The sequence below is a fragment of the Pseudomonas baltica genome, assembly GCF_014235765.1.
GTDB classification, from domain to species: domain Bacteria; phylum Pseudomonadota; class Gammaproteobacteria; order Pseudomonadales; family Pseudomonadaceae; genus Aquipseudomonas; species Aquipseudomonas baltica.
In genome coordinates this window covers 72,482-92,319 of sequence record NZ_JACMYH010000003.1, presented here as the reverse complement: position 1 = coordinate 92,319, position 19,838 = coordinate 72,482, and the positions used below count along the sequence as shown (strand labels likewise).

Sequence of the window (19,838 nt, the reverse complement as noted above, 5' to 3'; positions counted from 1 at the left end):
TGCCGGGTTTTGATGGGTTTTGAAAACTGCATAGCCAACATAGGGTTACGCAGCTTTCAAAGACTTTGCACGAGAAACAATACACAAGTTATCCACAGAAACTAGATAACCGGCGTGGGTGCGATTTCCGGATGCTCCGGCAGCGCGCCCATGGCTTGTTGAGTTTGCTCGTTCCAGGCCTGGACGCGCTCGTTCAAGGCCGCAATGGCCCGCGGTCCGGTGCCTTCGGCGTACATGGGTGCCCCGATGACCACCTCGATGGTACCGCGATGCTTGTTCCAGCCTTCCTTGGGCCAGTAGCGCCCGGCATTGTGCGCAATGGGCAACACCGGCAACTGCGCGTTCACCGCCAAGGCACTGCCGCTGCGGGTGAATTTGCCGATCTGGCCGTATGGCACACGGGTACCTTCCGGGAAGATCAGTACCCAGACGCCGTCCTTCAACAGCGTGTCGCCCTTGCTGGCGACTTCCTTGAGTGCCGACTTGGGATTGTCGCGGTCGATGGCGATGGGGCGCAGCATGGCCATGGCCCAGCCAAAGAACGGCACGAACAGCAGCTCGCGCTTGAGCACCTGGCTCAGGGGCTGGAAGTAGGCGGAAAGGAAAAAGGTTTCCCACGTGCTCTGGTGGTTGGAAACGATGACGCATGGAGTTTGCGGAACGTTTTCCGCACCTTTCACCCGTACGTCGATACCCAGCATGACGCGCGTCAGCCACAGCGCACAGCGGCACCAGTAGACGTTGATGAAACGGTAGCGCGCCTTGAAGGATAGAAAGGGCGCGATGAAAAAGCTCAGGGTGCACCACAGCAAGGCGCTGCTGCCCAGAAGCAGATAAAAGGCAAAGATTCTGATTGCCCGCAGGATCGACATAGCGGTGGATACCGTCAAGTGTGGATAAGGTGCCTGGCGACTGCCGCCAGGTCATCGAAAATCAGGGTTCCCTCGGGCAGGTCCTGGGTCAGGGTCCGTAGCCCTTTGCCGGTCTTCACCAGCACGGGTCGAGCAGCCACTGCCGTTGCGGCGTGCAGATCGCTCAGGCTGTCGCCGACGAACCAAACGCCGGTCAGGGGCGCGTCATAGTGGGCAGCGATGCGCTGCAGCAAACCCGGCCGCGGTTTGCGGCAGGTGCACTGGTCATCCGGACCATGGGGACAATGCACGATCAGGCCAACCTCGCCGCCCTGCTCCGCGACCAGCGCGCGCAGGTGGGCGTGCATGGCATCGAGGGTGGCCTGGTCGTAGTAACCGCGCGCCAGGCCAGACTGGTTGGTAGCGACGGCCACCGTCCAGCCAGCCTGGTGCAACTGTGCAATGGCCTCGATCGCTCCAGGCAACGGCAGCCATTCGGCGACTGATTTGATGTAGGCGTCGGAGTCATGATTGATGACCCCGTCGCGATCGAGAATCAGCAGTTTCAAGGCCTACCCCAGCAACGAAATGTCGGCGACGCCCAGGAACAGACCGCGCAGACGTGCCAGCAAGGCATAGCGGTTGGCCCGCACATTGGCATCTTCGGCATTGACCATCACCGCTTCGAAGAACGCATCCACTGGCTCGCGCAGGGCGGCCAGACGGGTCAAGGCTTCGTTGTAGCGACGCTCGGCAGCCATCGGCGCCACCGCATGGTCGGCCTGGGTGATGGCCGAGTACAGCGAGAACTCGTTGGCGTTGTCGAAGTACTTGGGCTCCACGGTAGCAGCGACCTTGCCGTCGGCCTTGCTCAGCAGGTTCGAGACACGCTTGTTGACGGCTGCCAGGGCGGCGGCCTCAGGCAACCGGCGGAACGCCTGGACAGCCTGCACGCGCTGATCGAAGTCCAGTGCCGAACCGGGTTGCAGGGCGCGCACCGAAAGGTAAGTGGCCACATCGATGCCCTCGTCTTCGTAGCGAGCGCGCAGGCGATCGAAGATGAACTCCTGCACCTGCTCGGCAAGCCCGGCCGACTTGACCTGGGTGCCGAAGGCCGACACGGCGAAGCCCACCGCATCGTTGAGGTTCAGGTCCAGCTGCTTTTCGATCAGGATGCGCAGCACGCCCAGGGCCGCGCGACGCAGGGCATAGGGGTCCTTGCTGCCAGTGGGCAGCATGCCGATGCCGAAGATGCCGACCAGGGTGTCGAGCTTGTCGGCGATGGCCACCGCCGCACCGGTCAGGGTGCTGGGCAGCTCGGCGCCGGCGCCACGAGGCATGTATTGCTCGTTGAGTGCCAGCGCGACGTCTTCGGGTTCGCCGGCGTTGAGCGCGTAGTAATAGCCCGCCACGCCCTGCATTTCCGGGAACTCGCCGACCATTTCCGTGGCCAGGTCGCACTTCGACAGCAGGCCTGCCCGCGTCGCGCGCTGGGCATCGCCACCAATGCGCGAGGCAATGTAGGCCGCCAGCTTGGAAACCCGCACGGCCTTGTCGTAGACACTGCCCAACTGCGCCTGGAACACCACGTTTTCCAGGCGTTTGTTGAAGGCTTCCAGCGGTTGCTTCTTGTCCTGATTGAAGAAGAACTCGGCATCGGTCAGGCGTGGACGCACGACTTTCTCGTTGCCCTCGACGATCTGGCGCGGGTCCTTGCTCTCGATGTTGGCCACGGTGATGAAACGCGGCAGCAGCTTGCCGTCGGCGTTGAGCAGGCAGAAATACTTCTGGTTGTCCTGCATGGTGGTGATCAGCGCTTCCTGCGGGACATCCAGGAAGCGTTCCTCGAACGAACACACCAGCGGCACGGGCCACTCGACCAGGGCCGTCACTTCGTCCAGCAGCGCCGGTGGGACGATGGCGCTGCCTTCCTGCTGGGTGGCCAGCTCGGCGGTACGTCGGGCAATCAGTTCACGGCGTTCGTGGGCATCGGCCAGCACGTAGGCCTTGCGCATGTCTTCGCGGTAGCCGGCGGGCGAGCTGATGCGCACGTTCTGTGGATGATGGAAACGGTGACCACGCGATTCACGGCCTGCCTTCTGGGCCAGGATCGTGCAATCGATGACGTCGTCGCCCAGCAGCATGACCAGCCACTGGGTTGGCCGCACGAACTCTTCCTTGCGCGCGCCCCAGCGCATGCGCTTGGGAATCGGCAGGTCGTTGAGGGAATCTTCGACGATGGTCGGCAGCAGGCTGGCCGTCGGCTTGCCGACGATGTTCTGGCTGAAGCGCAGCTTGGGGCCGCTGCGGTCGATTTCGCTGAGGTCGACCCCGCACTTCTTGGCGAAGCCCAGTGCAGCCTGGGTCGGCTCGCCTTCGGCATTGAAGGCGGCCTGCAGCGGCGGGCCGTCGAGATTGATGCTGCGGTCCGGCTGCTGGGTATCCAGGCCGGTGATCAGCACGGCCAGGCGGCGTGGCGCAGCGTAGACGTTCTTGGCGCTGTAGTTCAGGCCGGCGGCCTGCAGGCCTTTCTCGATGCCGGCCAGGAAGGCGTCGGCCAAGGTGTTGAGGGCCTTGGGTGGCAGCTCTTCGGTGCCCAGCTCGACCAGAAAATCTTGAGCACTCATTGCGCAGCCTCCAGCTTGGCCAATACTTCATCTCGCAGATCGGGGGTCGCCATGGGGAAACCCAGCTTGGCACGGGCCATCAGGTAGGCCTGTGCCACGCCACGGGCCAGGGTCCGCACGCGCAGGATGTACTGCTGGCGCGCGGTGACCGAAATGGCGCGGCGAGCATCGAGCAGGTTGAAGGTGTGGGACGCCTTCAAGACCATTTCATAGCTGGGCAGCGGCAGTGGCTGGTCCAGTTCGAGCAGGCGTTTGGCCTCGCTTTCGTAGAAATCGAACAGCTCGAAGAGTTTGTCGACGTTGGCGTGCTCGAAGTTGTAGGTGGACTGCTCCACCTCGTTCTGGTGGAACACGTCGCCGTAGGTCACCTTGCCGAACGGGCCATCGGCCCACACCAGGTCGTAGACCGAGTCGACGCCCTGCAGGTACATGGCCAGGCGTTCCAGGCCGTAGGTGATCTCGCCGGTGACCGGGTAGCATTCGATGCCGCCCGCCTGCTGGAAATAGGTGAACTGGGTGACTTCCATGCCGTTGAGCCAGACTTCCCAGCCCAGGCCCCAGGCGCCCAGGGTCGGCGACTCCCAGTTGTCTTCGACGAAGCGGACGTCGTGCACCAGCGGATCGAGGCCGATGTGCTTGAGCGAGCCCAGGTACAGTTCCTGGAAATTGTCCGGGTTGGGCTTCAGAACCACCTGGAACTGATAGTAGTGCTGCAGGCGGTTGGGGTTCTCGCCATAGCGGCCATCAGTCGGACGGCGGCTGGGTTGCACGTAAGCGGCATTCCAGGTTTCCGGGCCCACGGCGCGCAGGAACGTGGCGGTATGAAAAGTGCCGGCGCCCACTTCCATATCGTAGGGCTGAAGCACCACACAACCTTGCTCGGCCCAGTATTGCTGGAGGGCGAGGATCAAGTCTTGGAAGGTACGCACGGCTGGCGTAGGCTGGCTCACGAAATTCACCTGTTTCTAGGGCTGCGAATATAAAGAGCGGGAGTATACCGCGAATCCGCGGCGCCTCTACCCATGGAGCCCTAATGCCTCGCTGCTTTTGGTGTACCCAAGACCCCTTGTACCAGGCCTACCATGACCTTGAATGGGGCGTGCCGCTGCGCGAGGCGGGCGCCCTGTTCGAGTTGCTTGCGCTGGAAGGGTTCCAGGCCGGCCTGTCGTGGATCACCGTGCTGCGCAAGCGTGAACGCTATCGGCAGGTGCTCCACGGCTTCGACCCGCAACGCCTCGCGCAGATGAGTGACGAGGAAATCGAGGTGCTGATGCAGGATCCGGGCATCGTGCGCAATCGTCTCAAGCTCAACGGTGTACGCAAGAACGCCCGCGCCTGGTTGCAGCTCGAAGACCCGGCAGCCTTCCTCTGGTCGTTCGTCGGTGGGCAGCCGCGGGTCAACCATCGGCGCGATCGCAGCGAGATCCCCACTGAAACCGAAGAAGCCCGGGCCATGAGCAAGGCCCTGAAGAAAGCCGGTTTCACCTTCGTCGGGCCGACCATCTGCTACGCCTTCATGCAGGCCTCGGGCATGGTCATGGACCACACCCAGGATTGCGACCGCTACGCCGAGCTGGTCGGCTGAGGCTAGAATGGGCGTCTGGGCAATTAAGGAGTGATCTGTGGATAAGTTCAAAGGGGCACTGATGGTCGGTGCCTTGCGGTTGTTTGCGCTGCTGCCGTGGCGCACCGTGCAGTGGGTCGGCACGGCCATCGGCTGGTTGATGTGGAAGCTGCCCAATCGCTCTCGCGAGGTGGTGCGTATCAACCTGGCCAAGTGTTTTCCGGACATGGACGCTGCCGAGCGCGAGCGCCTCGCAGGACGCAGCCTGATGGACATCGGCAAGACCCTGACCGAAAGCGCCTGTGCCTGGATCTGGCCGGCCCAGCGCTCGCTCGACCTGGTGCGCGAGGTCGAGGGGCTGGACGTGCTCAAGGATGCCCTGGCATCGGGCAAGGGCGTGGTCGGCATCACCAGCCACCTGGGCAATTGGGAAGTGCTCAATCACTTCTACTGCAACCAGTGCAAGCCGATCATTTTCTACCGTCCACCCAAGCTCAAGGCGGTGGACGAGCTGTTGCGCAAGCAACGGGTGCAATTGGGCAACCGCGTTGCGGCCTCGACCAAGGAAGGCATCCTCAGTGTCATCAAGGAGGTGCGCAAGGGCGGCCAGGTGGGCATTCCCGCCGACCCGGAACCGGCCGAATCGGCCGGGCTGTTCGTGCCGTTTCTCGGCACCCTGGCGTTGACCAGCAAGTTCGTGCCCAACATGCTCGCCGGCGGCAAGGCCGTCGGCGTGTTCCTGCATGCCGTGCGCCTGCCCGATGGTTCGGGCTACAAGGTGATCCTGGAAGCGGCACCCGAGGGCATGTACAGCACCGACACGTATACCTCGGTGGCAGCCATGAGCGCGGTGGTCGAGAAGTACGTGCGGGCCTATCCCAGCCAATACATGTGGAGCATGAAGCGCTTCAAGAAGCGGCCGGCCGGCGAGGCCAGGTGGTATTGAGCTAGCGGCTGGCGTAGGGGCCTCTTCGCGGGCAGAGACCCGCTCCCACAGGACATGCTTGCACTAGACCGGCTTTCACAGAGCGGGCTCCTGGACGGCCCGCTTTTTGGATGAGCGAGGCTGGGGGTCAGAAGAAGCTCAGGCCGACGTGGAAAAGCTTCTCGACGTCGCGGATGTATTTCTTGTCCACGACGAACAGGATCACGTGGTCACCGGCCTCGATCACCGTGTCGCTGTGCGCGATGATCACCTGGTCATCGCGAATGATCGCGCCGATCGTCGTTCCGGGCGGCAGGTCGATGGTTTCGATGGGCTTGCCGATCACCTTGCTCGAACGCGCGTCGCCATGGGCGATGGCCTCGATGGCCTCCGCGGCGCCCCGGCGTAGCGAGTGCACACTGACGATATCGCCCCGCCTTACGTGCGCCAGCAGGGTACCGATGGTTGCCAGCTGCGGGCTCAGGGCGATATCGATTTCGCCCCCCTGGACCAGGTCGACATAGGCCGGGTTGTTGATGATGGTCATGACCTTGCGCGCGCCCAAACGCTTGGCCAGCAACGAGGACATGATGTTGGCTTCGTCGTCGTTGGTCAGGGCCAGGAAGATATCGGCCTGGGCGATGTTCTCTTCGAGCATCAGATCGCGGTCGGACGCGCTGCCCTGCAACACCACGGTGCTGTCCAGGGTATCGGAGAGGTAGCGGCAGCGTGCCGGGTTCATCTCGATGATCTTCACCTGGTAGCGGCTTTCGATGGCCTCGGCCAGGCGCTCGCCGATCTGCCCGCCGCCGGCGATGACTACCCGCTTGTTGCTCTGGTCGACCCGGCGCAGTTCACTCATCACCGCGCGAATGTCTTCGCGGGCTGCAATGAAGAACACCTCGTCGTCGGCTTCGATGACCGTGTCGCCGCGTGGCAGGATCGGCCGGTCGCGGCGAAAGATGGCAGCCACCCGTGTATCGACCTTGGGCATGTGGTGACGAATCTGCCGCAGTTGCTGACCCACCAGCGGGCCGCCGTAGTAGGCCTTGACCGCCACCAGCTGTGCCTTGCCGCCAGCGAAGTCGATGACCTGCAGGGCGCCGGGGTACTCGATCAGGCGCTTGATGTAGTTGGTCACCACCTGTTCCGGGCTGATCAGCACATCCACCGGAATGGCGTCGTTGTTGAACAGGCCGGCGCGGGTGAGATAGGCCGACTCGCGCACCCGGGCGATCTTGGTGGGGGTATGGAACAGGGTGTAGGCCACCTGACAGGCGACCATGTTGGTCTCGTCGCTGTTGGTCACCGCCACCAGCATGTCGGCATCGTCGGCACCGGCCTGGCGCAGCACTGTCGGATACGAGCCGCGGCCCTGCACGGTGCGGATGTCCAGGCGATCGCCAAGGTTGCGCAGGCGTTCGGCGTCGGTATCGACCACGGTGATGTCATTCGCCTCGCCGGCCAGGTGCTCGGCCAGCGTGCCGCCCACCTGACCTGCGCCCAGGATGATGATCTTCATCCATTACTCCCCGTCAGTGGCCGCGTACGGCGGCGATCTTGATCAGCTTGGCATAGTAGAAGCCATCGTGACCGCCTTCTTGTGCCAGCAATTGGCGGCCATGAGCCTGCTTGATGCCGGCGGACGTGGCCAGGTCCAGTTCGCGGGCGCCGGGCGTGCGCGCCAGGAACGCTTCGATGACTTCGGTATTTTCCGTGGGCAGTGTCGAGCAGGTGGCATAGAGCAGCACCCCGCCGACCTCCAGGGTTGGCCACAGGGCGTCGAGCAACTGCCCTTGCAGCACGGCCAGGGCCGGAATGTCGTCGGGCTGGCGGGTCAGCTTGATGTCGGGATGGCGGCGGATCACGCCAGTGGCCGAACAGGGGGCGTCGAGCAGGATCCGCTGGAACGGCTGACCGTCCCACCAGGCTTGGGTATCGCGGCCATCGGCTGCGATCAACTGGGCTTGCAGCCCCAATCGCTGCAGGTTCTCGCGCACTCGAACCAGACGCTTTTCCTCGAGATCCACGGCTACCACAGTGGCCAGGGCCGGCTCGGCTTCCAGAATGTGGCAGGTCTTGCCGCCCGGCGCGCAGCAGGCGTCGAGTACCCGCTGGCCGGGCGCCAGGTCGAGCAGCTCGGCGGCCAGTTGCGCTGCTTCATCCTGGACGCTGATCCAGCCTTCGCTGAAGCCCGGCAGCCCGCGCACGTCGCAGGCTTCTGCCAGGACGATGCCATCACGGCTGTACACGCAAGCCTGGGCCGCCACGCCTTGTTCGGCCAGCAGGCCCAGGTAGGCATCGCGCGGCTGATGGCGACGGTTGACCCGCAGGATCATCGGCGGATGAGCGTTGTTGGCGGCGCAGATGGCTTCCCACTGCTCGGGCCAGAAGGCTTTCAGCGATTTCTGCAGCCAGCGCGGGTGCGCCATGCGCACCACCGGGTCACGTTCGAGTTCGGCAAGAATGGCCTCGCTCTCACGCTGGGCTCGGCGCAGCACGGCATTGAGCAGCGCCTTGGCCCAGGGCTTCTTCAGCTTGTCGGCACAGCCGACGGTTTCGCCGATCGCGGCATGGGCTGGAATCCGGGTGTACAGCAACTGGTAGAGCCCGACCAGGAGCAAGCCATGTACATCGGCATCGGCGGCCTTGAAAGGCTTCTGCAGCAGGCGCTCGGCCAGCGCGTCGAGACGGGGCTGCCAGCGGGCGGTGCCGAATGCCAGGTCTTGGGTAAGGCCACGGTCGCGCGCCTCGACCTTGTCCAGCTCCCGGGGCAGGGAGCTGTTGAGCGAGGCCTTGCCGTTGAGTACTGCGGCCAGGGCACGGGCTGCCGCCAGGCGCGGGTTCATTGGCCCAGCACCGTGCCGACCACGAAACGATCGCGGCGGCTGTTGAACAGGTCACTGAAGTCGAGCGGCTTGCCTCCCGGCAACTGCAGGCGGGTCAGGCGCAGGGCCTGTTCACCGCAGGCTATGGTCAGCCCGTCCTTGTCGACCTGGATGATTTCGCCTGGCCGGCCGCTGCCTTCGGCCAAACTGGCGGCCAGCACCTTCAGCGCTTCGCCATTCAAGGTGCTGTGGCAGACAGGCCAAGGGAAAAACGCCCGCACCTGGCGCTCGAGCACCACGGCCGGTTGTGCCCAGTCGATGCGCGCTTCGTTCTTGTCCAGCTTGTGGGCGTAGTTGGCCAGGCTGTCGTCCTGCGCCTCGCCCTGCAGGGTAGCGGCGGCCAGGCCGGCAATGGCCTGGACCACGGCCGGTGGGCCCATCTGCGCCAAGCGGTCGTGCAGGCTGCCGCCGGTGTCGTGGGCGGCGATCGGGGTGCTGACCTTGAGCAGCATCGGGCCGGTATCCAGACCCGCCTCCATGCGCATCACGGTAACGCCGCTGTGGGCGTCGCCCGCCTGGATCGCCCGCTGGATCGGCGCCGCTCCGCGCCAGCGCGGCAGCAGCGAGGCATGGCTGTTGATGCAGCCCAGCGGCGGGATGTCGAGCACCGCCTGCGGCAGGATCAGGCCATAGGCGACCACCACCATCAAATCCGGCGTCAGCGCGCGCAGCTCGGCCTGGGCCTGGGGGTCGCGCAGGGTCGCTGGCTGCAGGACGGGAATGCCGTGCTCCAGGGCCAATTGCTTGACCGGGCTTTGCATGAGTTTCTGCCCCCGCCCGGCCGGGCGATCGGGCTGGGTGTATACGGCAACGATGTCGTGCGAAGTGGCCAGCAGGGCCTTGAGGTGTTCGGCGGCAAACTCGGGAGTGCCCGCGAAGACGATGCGCATGGAGTTCTCGCTGTTGGGGGTGGGCCGCAACCCTTTGTAGGAGCGGCTAGCAGCCGCGAAGGGGCCCTTCCTGACGCACCGAGGTGCGTTGTTCGCGGCTACTAGCCGCTCCTACAAGGGCACCGGAATCAGGCCTGCTGCTTGTGCAGTTTTTCCAGCTTTTTCTTGATGCGGTCGCGCTTGAGGTTGGACAGGTAGTCGACGAACAGCTTGCCGTTGAGGTGATCGCACTCGTGCTGGATGCACACGGCCAGCAGGCCTTCGGCGATCAGTTCGTAGGATTTGCCGTCGCGGTCCAGCGCGGTGACCTTGACCTTCTGCGGGCGATCGACGTTCTCGTAGAAGCCGGGCACCGACAGGCAACCTTCCTGGTACTGGTCCATCTCGTCGGTCAGCGACTCGAACTCGGGGTTGATGAACACCCGTGGTTCGCTGCGATCTTCGGACAGGTCCATGACCACGATGCGCTTGTGCACGTTGATCTGGGTGGCGGCCAAACCGATGCCAGGGGCGTCGTACATGGTTTCAAACATGTCATCGACAAGCTGGCGAACGCTGTCGTCCACCACCGTGACCGGCTTGGCGACGGTACGCAGGCGCGGGTCTGGAAATTCGAGGATGTTTAAAATAGCCATATGCGTATGTGCTGCACTGTGAGGTAAAGTCGTTATTTCGCGTGAGCAGACATGATAAAGGGATTCACGGCATGAGGAAATCACTACTCGCCCTGCTGATGCTGGCAATGGCCGGCCTGGCGCAGGCGCAAGTGCAGCTCAGGGACGGCTATCCACAGCGCTACACGGTGGTGCGTGGCGATACATTGTGGGACATTTCCGGGAAGTTTCTCAGCCAGCCGTGGCAGTGGCCACACCTCTGGCACGCCAACCCGCAGATCGCCAACCCGGATCTCATCTACCCTGGCGACTCGCTGGTGCTGGGCTTCGTCAACGGCCAGCCGCAGCTGATGCTCGAACGTGGCGCCTCGCGCGGCACCATCAAGCTTTCGCCCAGGGTGCGCACCACGCCCGTGGCCGAGGCCATACCCAGCATCCCGCTGGAATCGATCAACAGCTTCCTGCTGACCAACCGCATCATGGATTCGGTCGAGCAATTCAACGCCGCCCCCTACATCGTGGCCGGCAATGCCGAGCGCGTGCTCAGTGGCATGGGCGACCGCATCTACGCACGTGGCGCCTTCGACCCGGCGCAGTCGGTGTACGGCATCTTCCGCCAGGGCAAGACCTACATCGACCCCGACACCCAGGAATTTCTGGGTATCAACGCCGACAACATCGGCGGCGGCGAGATCGTCGCGACCGAGGGGGATATCTCTACCTTGGTACTGCAACGCTCGCGCGAAGAGGTCCGCCTGGGCGACCGGCTGTTCAGCGATGAACAACGCGCGGTCAATTCGACGTTTTTCCCCAGCGCGCCAGAGACTGACATTCGTGGTGTGATCATTGATGTGCCACGAGGTGTTACACAGATCGGCAAGTACGACGTGGTCACCTTGAACCGCGGAACGCGCGACGGACTGCGCGAGGGCAACGTTCTCGCGGTGTACAAGACCGGCGAGACAGTGCGCGATCGTATCACCGGCGAGCAGGTCAAGGTCCCCGACGAGCGCTCCGGGCTGCTTATGGTGTTCCGCACTTATGAAAAGCTGAGCTATGGTTTGATCCTCAACGCCAACCGCTCGTTGGCAGTGATGGACAAGGTAGGCAACCCGTAGCGCATAGGGCACCGGGCATGACGAGGTCACGCCCGGGCGCTTTCCGATACTTTTGTGCACAGAGTTATCCACAGCTTGTCCAGCTGTCCGCGGGCCTGCCGATTCAAGGATGATCGGATGCCGCTTTTCGATACCACTGCTCACACCCTTTCCGAACTCGAGGCGCGCCTGCGCTTGCACGTGCTGCCGGAAATCGGCCCGCAACGCTTCCACAAGCTCGTTGCGCACTTCGGCAGCGCGCGTTCGGCGCTTGCTGCGCCAGTCGGGCAATGGCGCGGGGCCGGCGGCAGCGACGCCAGTGCCCAGGCCCGCCGCGACCCCTGCCTCCATCGCGACGCGGCGGCTGCAATGGCCTGGCTAGAGCGTCCGCATCAGCATTTGCTGATGTGGGACCACGCCGACTACCCCGCCCTGCTCAAGGAAATCGCCGATCCACCGCCGCTGTTGTTCGTACGCGGCGACGCCGGTGTGCTGGAGCGGCCGCAGATCGCCGTGGTCGGCAGTCGCCGCGCTTCGCCGCCCGGCCTGGACAACGCCCGGGCCTTCGCCCGCAGCCTGGCAGCGGCGGGATTTGCCATCACCAGTGGCCTGGCCCTGGGTGTGGACGGGGCGGCGCATCAAGGTGCGCTGGAGGTGGGTGGGCACACCATCGGGGTATTGGGCACCGGTCTGGAAAAACTTTATCCACAGAAGCATCGCGCGCTCGCCCAGGCCATCGTCGAGCGCAAGGGTGCGCTGGTTTCCGAGTTTCCCCTCGACGCGCAGGCGCAGCCGGGCAACTTTCCTCGACGCAATCGGATCATCAGCGGTCTGTCGCTGGGTGTGCTGGTCATCGAGGCCAGCCCGGCCAGCGGTTCACTGATCACCGCAAGGCTGGCCGCCGAGCATGGCCGCGAGGTGTGGGCGCTGCCCGGCTCCATTCATCACCCCGGCGCACGCGGTTGTCATCAGTTGATCCGCGATGGCGCGCAACTGGTCGAGACCATCGATCATATTCTTGAAGGGTTGCAGGGCTGGCAGCGTCTGCCACCGGTCCTGCCGGCGGCGCCAGCCCAGCCTGCCGATCCGCTGCTTGAGGTGCTGGTGGCCGCCGCGCAAACCACCGAAGGCTTGGCCACGGCGTTGGGATGGCCGTTGCCGCGGGTGATGGCGCAACTTACCGAGCTGGAGATGCAGGGGCGCGTGGTCAGCCAGGCGGGGCGTTGGTTTGCACGGGCCAGCTAAGTACACTGGCGGCAGTCTTCAATGGGAGTGACAGCAGATGGTGAGCAGTTGGCGTGTGCAGCAAGCGGCGCGCGAGATCCGAGCGGGCGCGGTGATCGCCTACCCTACCGAAGCTGTCTGGGGATTGGGTTGCGATCCATGGGACGAAGAAGCGGTGTATCGCTTGCTGGCCATCAAGGAGCGCTCGGTCGACAAGGGCCTGATCCTGATCGCCGACAACATCCGGCAGTTCGACTTTCTGTTCGAGGATTTTCCCGAAGAGTGGATCGATCGCATGGCCAGTACCTGGCCCGGCCCGAACACCTGGCTGGTGCCTCACCAGGGCCTGCTACCCGAATGGATCACCGGTATCCACGATTCCGTGGCCCTGCGCGTGAGCGATCACCCGCAGGTGCGGGAGCTGTGCGCGCTGGTCGGGCCGCTGGTGTCGACCTCCGCCAATCGCCAAGGTCGCCCGGCCGCGCGTAGCCGTCTGCGCGTCGAGCAATACTTTCGTGGCGAAGTGGACGTCGTGCTGGGCGGTGCGCTGGGCGGGCGCAAGAGCCCGAGCGTGATTCGCGACCTGATCACCGGTGAAGTGATCAGGCCCTGAGGCCAGGCAGGGAGCCGCGTTCACGGGGCTCCCTGCCTGGTTTCATGGTAGCAGGATGGTCGAGCCCACCGTTTCGCGCGCGGCGAGTGCGGTCTGCGCCTTGGCGGCATCGCTCAGTGCGTACTGCTGGCTGACGTCGACCTTGAGCTTGCCGCTGGCGATCATCTCGAACAGCTCGTCGGCCATGCCCTGTACTGCGCCGGGCACGGCGTAGCTGGCCAGGGTCGGGCGAGTCACGTACAGCGAGCCCTTCTGCGACAGGATGCCCAGGTTGACCCCACTGACCGCACCCGACGCATTGCCGAAGCTGACCATCAAGCCGCGCAGCTGGAGACAGTCCAGCGAGGTTTCCCAAGTGTCCTTGCCGACACCGTCGTACACCACCGGGCATTTCTTGCCGTCGGTCAATTCGAGCACTCGCTTGGCCACGTCTTCGTGGCTGTAGTCGATCACCTCCCAGGCACCCAGGGCCTTGGCCCGTTCGGCCTTGGCGGGCGAGCTGACGGTGCCGATCAGCTTCACGCCCAGTGCTGCCGCCCATTGGCAGGCCAGCGAGCCCACACCACCGGCGGCGGCATGGAACAGGATGGTTTCGCCGGCCTCGACCTTGTAGGTCTGACGCAGCAGGTATTGCACGGTCAGGCCCTTGAGCATCACCGCAGCGGCCTGTTCGAAGCTGATGCTCGACGGCAGGCGTACGGCCATGGCCGCCGGCAGCACGTGCAGATCGCTGTAGGCGCCCAGGGGGCCACCTGCGTAGGCCACACGGTCGCCGACCTTGAACTGGTCCACCTCGCTGCCGACTGCCTCGACCACGCCAGCGGCCTCGGTGCCCAGGCCCGAAGGCAGTGGCGTCGGGTACAGGCCGCTGCGGAAGTAGTTGTCGATGTAGTTCACGCCCACGGCGTGATTGCGTACGCGAATGTCTTGCGGGCCCGGTTGCCTGGGCTCGAAGTCGACGAACTCGAGGACTTCCGGGCCGCCGGTGGAACCGAACTGGATACGCTTTGCCATCTGCTCACTCCTGCTGTCGTTGGGCGAGGGCCTATCGGACGCCTTTGCTTGATCGGCGTCAACTGCCGCACGCGGTGAGCGATGCTATGCTACGCGCCGACTTGATCGCCGGTCAGGCGTGTTCCCAGGCCGCTGGCGGTATTTGCCCTTTTTCAAGGTGATGCCATGACTACCCGCACAGAGGCCGTGAAAGCCTATCTGCTCGATCTGCAGGATCGAATCTGCCACGCCATGCAGGCCGAAGACGGCGGCGCGCACTTCGTCGAAGATGCCTGGACGCGCGCAGCGGGCGGCGGCGGGCGCACCCGGGTGATTGCAGACGGTGAGTTGATCGAGAAAGGCGGGGTCAACTTTTCCCATGTATTCGGCACCGGCCTGCCACCTTCGGCCAGCGCCCATCGACCGGAGCTGGCCGGCCGCGGCTTCGAAGCACTGGGCGTGTCGCTGGTGATCCACCCGCACAATCCGCACGTGCCTACCTCCCACGCCAACGTGCGGTTCTTCATTGCCGAAAAGGAAGGCGAAGAGGCCGTCTGGTGGTTCGGCGGCGGCTTCGACCTGACGCCCTACTACGCTCACGAGGAAGATTGCATCCACTGGCATCGTGTCGCGCAACAAGCCTGCGAGCCCTTTGGCGCCGATGTCTATCCACGCTACAAGGCCTGGTGCGACCGCTATTTCCATCTCAAGCACCGGGGCGAGCCACGAGGCGTGGGCGGCCTGTTCTTCGATGACCTGAATGAATGGGATTTCGACACCAGCTTCGCCTTCATGCGCGCCATCGGCGATGCCTTCATCGACGCCTACCTGCCCATCGTGCAGCGGCGTAAGGCCATGGCGTTCACCGCGCAGCAGCGTGAATTCCAGGAGTTCCGCCGCGGGCGCTACGTCGAGTTCAACCTGGTCTACGACCGCGGTACGCTGTTCGGCCTGCAGTCGGGTGGCCGTACCGAGTCGATCCTGATGTCACTGCCGCCGCAGGTGCGTTGGGGCTATGACTGGAAAGCCGTACCTGGCAGCGAGGAAGCGCGGCTCACCGACTACTTTCTGCAGGATCGCGACTGGCTGGCGCAGACCCCTCCCCTATGATTCAGGAACCGATTCGCATGGACAGTTACGTGGTTTTCGGCAACCCGGTGGGGCACAGCAAATCACCCGCCATTCACCGTTTGTTTGCCGAGCAGACGGGCCAGGCGCTGGTATACGACACACGGCTGGCGCCCATCGACGACTTCACCCGCAGTGCCTTGGGCTTTTTCGAAGAAGGGCTGGGCGCCAACGTCACCGTACCGTTCAAGGAGCAGGCGTTCGGCCTGTGCAGCGTACTGACCCCGCGCGCGCAGCGCGCCGGCGCGGTGAACATGCTCAGTCGGCTGCCCGATGGCAGCCTGCGTGGCGACAATACCGACGGCGTGGGGCTGGTGCGCGACCTGGTCAACAACGCCGGCGTGACCTTGCAGGGCAAGCGCATTCTGCTGTTGGGTGCCGGCGGCGCGGTGCGTGGAGTGGTCGAGCCGTTGCTCGAACAGCAGCCACTGTCACTGGTGATCGCCAACCGCACGGTCGAGAAAGCCGAACAGCTGGCGCAGCTGTTCGCTGACCTGGGCCCGGTGGCGGCCAGTGGCTTCGATTGGCTGGAGGAACCGGTGGATATCATCATCAATGCCACGTCGGCGAGCCTGGCGGGCGATCTGCCACCGATCGCCGCCAGCCTGATCGAGCCCGGTGTGACGGTCTGCTATGACATGATGTATGGCAAGGAGCCAACGCCGTTTTGCCGCTGGGCCAGCGAACACGGCGCACGGCTGTCGCTGGACGGTTTCGGGATGCTGGTCGAGCAGGCAGCCGAAGCGTTCACCTACTGGCGCGGCGTGGCGGTGGATACGGCACCGGTGCTGAGCCAGCTGCGCCGGGAGATGGCGGCGGGTTGAGTTGATTGAAGGGTGTCAGTGAAGGCCTCTTCGCGAGCTCTCTGCCCGCGAAGGGGCCATGACTGACACCCATCAAATCAAAGCCCGTCAAATCAAAGCTTCGCGCGTACCGCCGGCAGCGCGTCCTTGCCATCCAGCGTTTTCACACCTTCCAGCCACTTCTCCAGCACCGCCGGATTGGCTTTCAGCCAGGCCTGCGCCGCCTGTGCGCTGGTTTTCTTGTTGTTGGCCACATCGGCCATGATGCTGTTCTCCATGTCCTGGGTGAACACCAGATTGCTGAGCAGCTTGCCGGTGTTCGGGCAACTCTCGGCATAGCCCTTGCGGGTCAGGGTGTGCACGGTGCCGGTCGAGCCGAAATACTTCTCGCCACCGGTCAGGTACTTGAGCTTGATCTGCACGTTCATCGGGTGCGGCGTCCAGCCGAGGAAGACCACGAACGACTTCTTCTTCACGTTGCGATTGACCTCGGTCAGCATCGCCTGCTCGCTGGACTCCACCAGTTTCCAGTCACCCAGGCCGAACTCGTTCTTCTTGATGATCTCGGCCAGCGAGAGGTTGGCCGGTGCTCCTGAACCGATCCCGTAGATCTTCTTGCCGAACTTGTCGGCGTGCTTGTCCAGGTCGGCGAAATCCTTCACACCCGCGTCATACACGTAGTCGGGGACGGCCAGGGTGAACTCGGTGCCGTCCAGGTTCTTGGCGTACTGCACCACGTCACCATTGGCCACGAACTTGTCGTAGAAACCCTGCTGGGCCGGCATCCAGTTGCCGAGGAAGACATCCACCTGGCCATCCTTGAGACCGCCAAAGATGATCGGCACCGCCAGGGTGTCGATCTTGGGCCGGTAACCCATGCCTTCCAGCACCAGGCTGGTGAGCGCGTTGGTGGCGGCAATGTCGCTCCAGCCCGGGTCGGCCATCTTCACCGTCTCGCAGCGTTGTTCGTCGGCGACCGCCGTGGTCCCGGCAACGGCCAGCCAACCGGCGGCCAGGGCTGTGGATATCTTCATGGTGACCTTCATGCGACTTCCCCTCAGAGCTTCGAATGTTATGGGCAGGGTTGTGGGTAACGTGCCTTGCGCTCCAGGTCGTCCAGGTCGATATGGTTGCGCATGTACTGCTGACTGGCGTCCACCAGCGGCTGGTGGTCCCAGCTCTTCAGATTGCCTTGGGCCAGTGCGCCGGCCACGAAGCGGCGTCGGCGCTGGCTGGCGAGCACCTGTTGGTGTATCGCCGGCATGTCCCATTTGCGGCGGGCTTCACTCATGAAAGCCTCGAACAGTGCCCGGTGCGGGGGTGACTGGCTCAGGTCTTCACGTTCGCGTGGGTCGTTATCCACGTCATAGAGTAGGCAAGGGTCGACCTCGCTGTAGATAAATTTCATCGCGCCACGGCGGATCATCATCAACGGGCTGTGGGTACCTTCGGCCATGTATTCACCGAACGCTTCGTCATGCCCCTTTTCACCCTGCAGATGGGCCACTAGCGAACGTCCGTCCAGCGGCAGGCCGGGTTCCAGTTCGCCACCGGCCAGCTCGACGAAGGTCGGCAGCAGGTCGGCGGTAGAGACTGCGGCCTGCACTCGCCCTGGCTTGAACTGCCCGGGCGCGCAAACCAGCAGCGGCACCCGCGCGGCCATCTCGAACCAGTGCATCTTGTACCAGAGCCCACGCTCGCCGAGCATGTCACCGTGATCGCCGGAGAAGACGATGATGGTGTCGTCGGCCAACCCGGTTTCTTCCAGGGTCTGCAGCAGTTTGCCGACGTTGTGATCGATGTAGCTGCACGCACCGAAGTAGGCGCGGCGTGCATCGCGGATCTTGTTCACGGGCAGGGGCTTGTCCCACAGGTCATAGACCTTGAGCAGGCGTTGCGAGTGGGGGTCCAGCGCGGCCTGGTCCGGTACATCCTGAGGCAGTGGAATGTCTTCGTCGCGGTACAGGTCCCAGAACGGCTTGGGAATGGTGTAAGGGTCGTGCGGATGGGTCATCGAAACCGTCAGACAGAATGGCCGATCGCCGTCTTCGCGAATGTGATCGAACAGGTACTGCTGGGCTTTGAAGACCACCTCTTCATCGAAATCCAGCTGGTTGGTGCGCACGCACGGGCCAGCCTGCAACACCGAGGACATATTGTGGTACCAGCTGGGGCGAACGTCGGGTTCGTCCCAATTGACCGCCCAGCCGTAGTCGGCCGGGTAGATATCGCTGGTCAGGCGTTCCTCGTAGCCGTGCAGCTGGTCCGGGCCACAGAAATGCATCTTGCCCGACAGTGCGGTGCGGTAACCCAGGCGCCGCAGGTAGTGGGCATAGGTCGGCACGTCGGCGGCAAAGTCGGCAGCGTTGTCGTAGGCGCCGATCTTGCTCGGCAACTGGCCGCTGACCAATGTGAAGCGCGAAGGCGCGCACAGCGGGCTGTTGCAGTAGGCCGCATCGAAGACCACCCCGGTCTCGGCCAAACGGCTGATGTTCGGCAGCTTGATCGGTGATGGCGCGTAGATCGGCAGCATGGGTGCGGCCATCTGATCGGCCATGATGAAAAGAATGTTCTTGCGCTTCATCGGCTCAGGGCATTCCATAGTCGGGAGTGATGCGAGATTGCGTTAGCCCAGAATGCGGCCCTTGTCCCACGTGGTAAAGCCCGCTATCGACAATACCTAGGATAAGCGCAGCTTATGTATGAAAGTATCGGCGGTTTGTCCCTCGACCTGTTGCGTGCCTTCGAGTCAGCGGCGCGTCTGCATGGCTTCACGGCAGCGGCTGTCGAATTGGGCACCACTCAGCCAGCCATCAGCCAGCAGATCAAGCGTCTGGAGGAACAGCTGGGCACTCGCCTGTTCGACCGCATCTACCGTGGCATCGTCCTGACGGACGCCGGCCTTGCGCTGTTCGAGTCGGTCCAGGCGGGGCTGCAACGCATCGACGACGGCTTGCAGGCAATCACCGCGCAGACTCAGCACGAGGTGCTGCAGGTGTCGACTGACTTCGCCTTCGCGGCGTACTGGTTGATGCCGCGGCTGCACCGCTTCCATCAACGTTATCCACAGGTCGATGTCAGCCTGGTCACCAGCGAGCGCAGTCACGCCCTGCTCCGGCCCGATATCGACGTCGCGGTGCTGTTTGGCGATGGTCGGTTTCGCCAGGGCGAAAGCCATTGGTTGTTCAACGAAGAGGTGTATCCAGTGTGCAGCCCGCGCCTGCTGGCCGGTTACCGTCAGCCGTTGGCGCTGGATGCCTGGATCGAGTTGCCGTTGCTGCACCTGCGCGGCGAGCACAGCAGCCAGTGGTTCGACTGGAACGACGTGTTTCGCGCGCTGCACATTCCAGGTGTGCCTGCCCCCGGCCAGTTGCGTTTCGATAACTACACCTTGCTGATCCAGGCGGCCATCGCTGGTCAGGGCGTCGCCATCGGTTGGCGGCACTTGGTGGATGCGCTGCTGGATCAAGAGCTGCTGTGCCGCCCTCTTCAGGGCAGCGCAACATCGGCGTTGGGCTATTACGTGGTCGTCCCGCAACGCAAGCGCCGCGGGCAGATGGTGCAGCGCTTTCTGGATTGGGTGATGGAGGAACAAGGCGGGCGATAGCTGCCTGTTCCTTT

19 protein-coding genes are annotated in these 19,838 nt (G+C 63.8%); 8 read left to right on the top strand and 11 right to left on the bottom strand.

Annotated features, from left to right (window positions below; all coding sequences use genetic code 11):
* Positions 1–101: 101 nt before the first annotated feature.
* From H7993_RS12815 to glyQ, 4 genes are read right to left on the bottom strand one after another with little or no spacing between them, the layout of a single operon-like run.
* Positions 102–872 carry a lysophospholipid acyltransferase family protein gene (locus H7993_RS12815; protein WP_122480050.1) on the bottom strand — a complete coding sequence of 257 codons (771 nt, stop codon included), beginning with the start codon at positions 870–872 and terminating at the stop codon, positions 102–104.
* Positions 873–886: 14 nt separating this feature from the next.
* Positions 887–1,420, bottom strand: coding sequence for a D-glycero-beta-D-manno-heptose 1,7-bisphosphate 7-phosphatase (gene gmhB, locus H7993_RS12810; RefSeq protein ID WP_185794623.1), 534 nt, complete (start codon positions 1,418–1,420; stop codon positions 887–889).
* Positions 1,421–1,423: 3 nt separating this feature from the next.
* Complete coding sequence (glyS, locus tag H7993_RS12805) at positions 1,424–3,478, bottom strand: glycine--tRNA ligase subunit beta (RefSeq protein WP_185794622.1); 2,055 nt, start codon at positions 3,476–3,478, stop codon at positions 1,424–1,426.
* Positions 3,475–4,428 (bottom strand): glycine--tRNA ligase subunit alpha, encoded by a 954-nt coding sequence (gene glyQ, locus H7993_RS12800; RefSeq protein WP_043193756.1) that lies wholly within the window; start codon positions 4,426–4,428, stop codon positions 3,475–3,477. The genes glyS and glyQ overlap by 4 nt, the downstream gene beginning before the upstream one ends.
* Before the next feature lie 83 nt (positions 4,429–4,511).
* Here glyQ and H7993_RS12795 point away from each other — a divergent pair, with 83 nt between their 5' ends.
* Both H7993_RS12795 and H7993_RS12790 read left to right on the top strand, forming a co-directional pair.
* A complete protein-coding gene (locus tag H7993_RS12795; RefSeq protein WP_185794621.1) occupies positions 4,512–5,063 on the top strand; it encodes a DNA-3-methyladenine glycosylase I in 552 nt (183 codons plus the stop codon).
* A 37-nt stretch (positions 5,064–5,100) separates the two neighbouring features.
* Positions 5,101–5,988, top strand: coding sequence for a lysophospholipid acyltransferase (locus H7993_RS12790; RefSeq protein WP_122480054.1), 888 nt, complete (start codon positions 5,101–5,103; stop codon positions 5,986–5,988).
* Between the two features lie 127 nt (positions 5,989–6,115).
* Here the strand turns inward: H7993_RS12790 and trkA are convergent, their stop codons facing one another.
* The 4 genes from trkA to def all read right to left on the bottom strand — a co-directional run bounded on the left by trkA (position 6,116) and on the right by def (position 10,380).
* A complete protein-coding gene (gene trkA / locus H7993_RS12785) occupies positions 6,116–7,489 on the bottom strand; it encodes a Trk system potassium transporter TrkA (protein WP_122480055.1) in 1,374 nt (457 codons plus the stop codon).
* A 13-nt stretch (positions 7,490–7,502) separates the two neighbouring features.
* Positions 7,503–8,816, bottom strand: a complete 1,314-nt coding sequence (gene rsmB, locus H7993_RS12780) for a 16S rRNA (cytosine(967)-C(5))-methyltransferase RsmB (RefSeq protein ID WP_185794620.1) — start codon at positions 8,814–8,816, stop codon at positions 7,503–7,505.
* Positions 8,813–9,745, bottom strand: a complete 933-nt coding sequence (gene fmt, locus H7993_RS12775) for a methionyl-tRNA formyltransferase (protein ID WP_185794619.1) — start codon at positions 9,743–9,745, stop codon at positions 8,813–8,815. Before fmt ends, rsmB begins: the two co-directional genes overlap by 4 nt.
* A 128-nt stretch (positions 9,746–9,873) precedes the next feature.
* Positions 9,874–10,380 (bottom strand): peptide deformylase, encoded by a 507-nt coding sequence (def, locus tag H7993_RS12770; protein WP_122480058.1) that lies wholly within the window; start codon positions 10,378–10,380, stop codon positions 9,874–9,876.
* 71 nt (positions 10,381–10,451) lie between these two features.
* Between def and H7993_RS12765 the strand changes: the two genes are divergently transcribed.
* From H7993_RS12765 to tsaC, 3 genes are all read left to right on the top strand, one after another.
* Entirely contained in the window at positions 10,452–11,477 is a 1,026-nt protein-coding gene (locus H7993_RS12765; RefSeq protein ID WP_122480059.1) for a LysM peptidoglycan-binding domain-containing protein, read from the top strand.
* 117 nt (positions 11,478–11,594) lie between these two features.
* Positions 11,595–12,701: a DNA-processing protein DprA gene (gene dprA / locus H7993_RS12760; protein WP_185794618.1), complete on the top strand. Its 1,107-nt coding sequence runs from the start codon at positions 11,595–11,597 to the stop codon at positions 12,699–12,701.
* A 37-nt stretch (positions 12,702–12,738) separates the two neighbouring features.
* Positions 12,739–13,293: an L-threonylcarbamoyladenylate synthase type 1 TsaC gene (gene tsaC, locus H7993_RS12755; RefSeq protein WP_122480061.1), complete on the top strand. Its 555-nt coding sequence runs from the start codon at positions 12,739–12,741 to the stop codon at positions 13,291–13,293.
* A 42-nt stretch (positions 13,294–13,335) separates the two neighbouring features.
* Here the strand turns inward: tsaC and H7993_RS12750 are convergent, their stop codons facing one another.
* Positions 13,336–14,307: an NADPH:quinone reductase gene (locus tag H7993_RS12750; protein ID WP_185794617.1), complete on the bottom strand. Its 972-nt coding sequence runs from the start codon at positions 14,305–14,307 to the stop codon at positions 13,336–13,338.
* Positions 14,308–14,472: 165 nt separating this feature from the next.
* Between H7993_RS12750 and hemF the strand changes: the two genes are divergently transcribed.
* Together hemF and aroE are read left to right on the top strand one after the other, a co-directional pair.
* Positions 14,473–15,396 (top strand): oxygen-dependent coproporphyrinogen oxidase, encoded by a 924-nt coding sequence (hemF, locus tag H7993_RS12745; RefSeq protein ID WP_185794616.1) that lies wholly within the window; start codon positions 14,473–14,475, stop codon positions 15,394–15,396.
* Between the two features lie 17 nt (positions 15,397–15,413).
* Positions 15,414–16,238 (top strand): shikimate dehydrogenase, encoded by an 825-nt coding sequence (gene aroE, locus H7993_RS12740; RefSeq protein WP_122480137.1) that lies wholly within the window; start codon positions 15,414–15,416, stop codon positions 16,236–16,238.
* A gap of 92 nt (positions 16,239–16,330) precedes the next feature.
* Here the strand turns inward: aroE and choX are convergent, their stop codons facing one another.
* Complete coding sequence (choX, locus tag H7993_RS12735) at positions 16,331–17,251, bottom strand: choline ABC transporter substrate-binding protein (protein WP_185794615.1); 921 nt, start codon at positions 17,249–17,251, stop codon at positions 16,331–16,333.
* A 38-nt stretch (positions 17,252–17,289) separates the two neighbouring features.
* Positions 17,290–18,801, bottom strand: coding sequence for a choline-sulfatase (gene betC, locus H7993_RS12730; protein WP_185794614.1), 1,512 nt, complete (start codon positions 18,799–18,801; stop codon positions 17,290–17,292).
* Between the two features lie 114 nt (positions 18,802–18,915).
* Between betC and H7993_RS12725 the strand changes: the two genes are divergently transcribed.
* On the top strand, positions 18,916–19,824 hold the full coding sequence (locus H7993_RS12725) for a choline sulfate utilization transcriptional regulator (protein ID WP_185794613.1): 909 nt from the start codon (positions 18,916–18,918) through the stop codon (positions 19,822–19,824).
* The last annotated feature ends 14 nt before the right edge of the window (positions 19,825–19,838 follow it).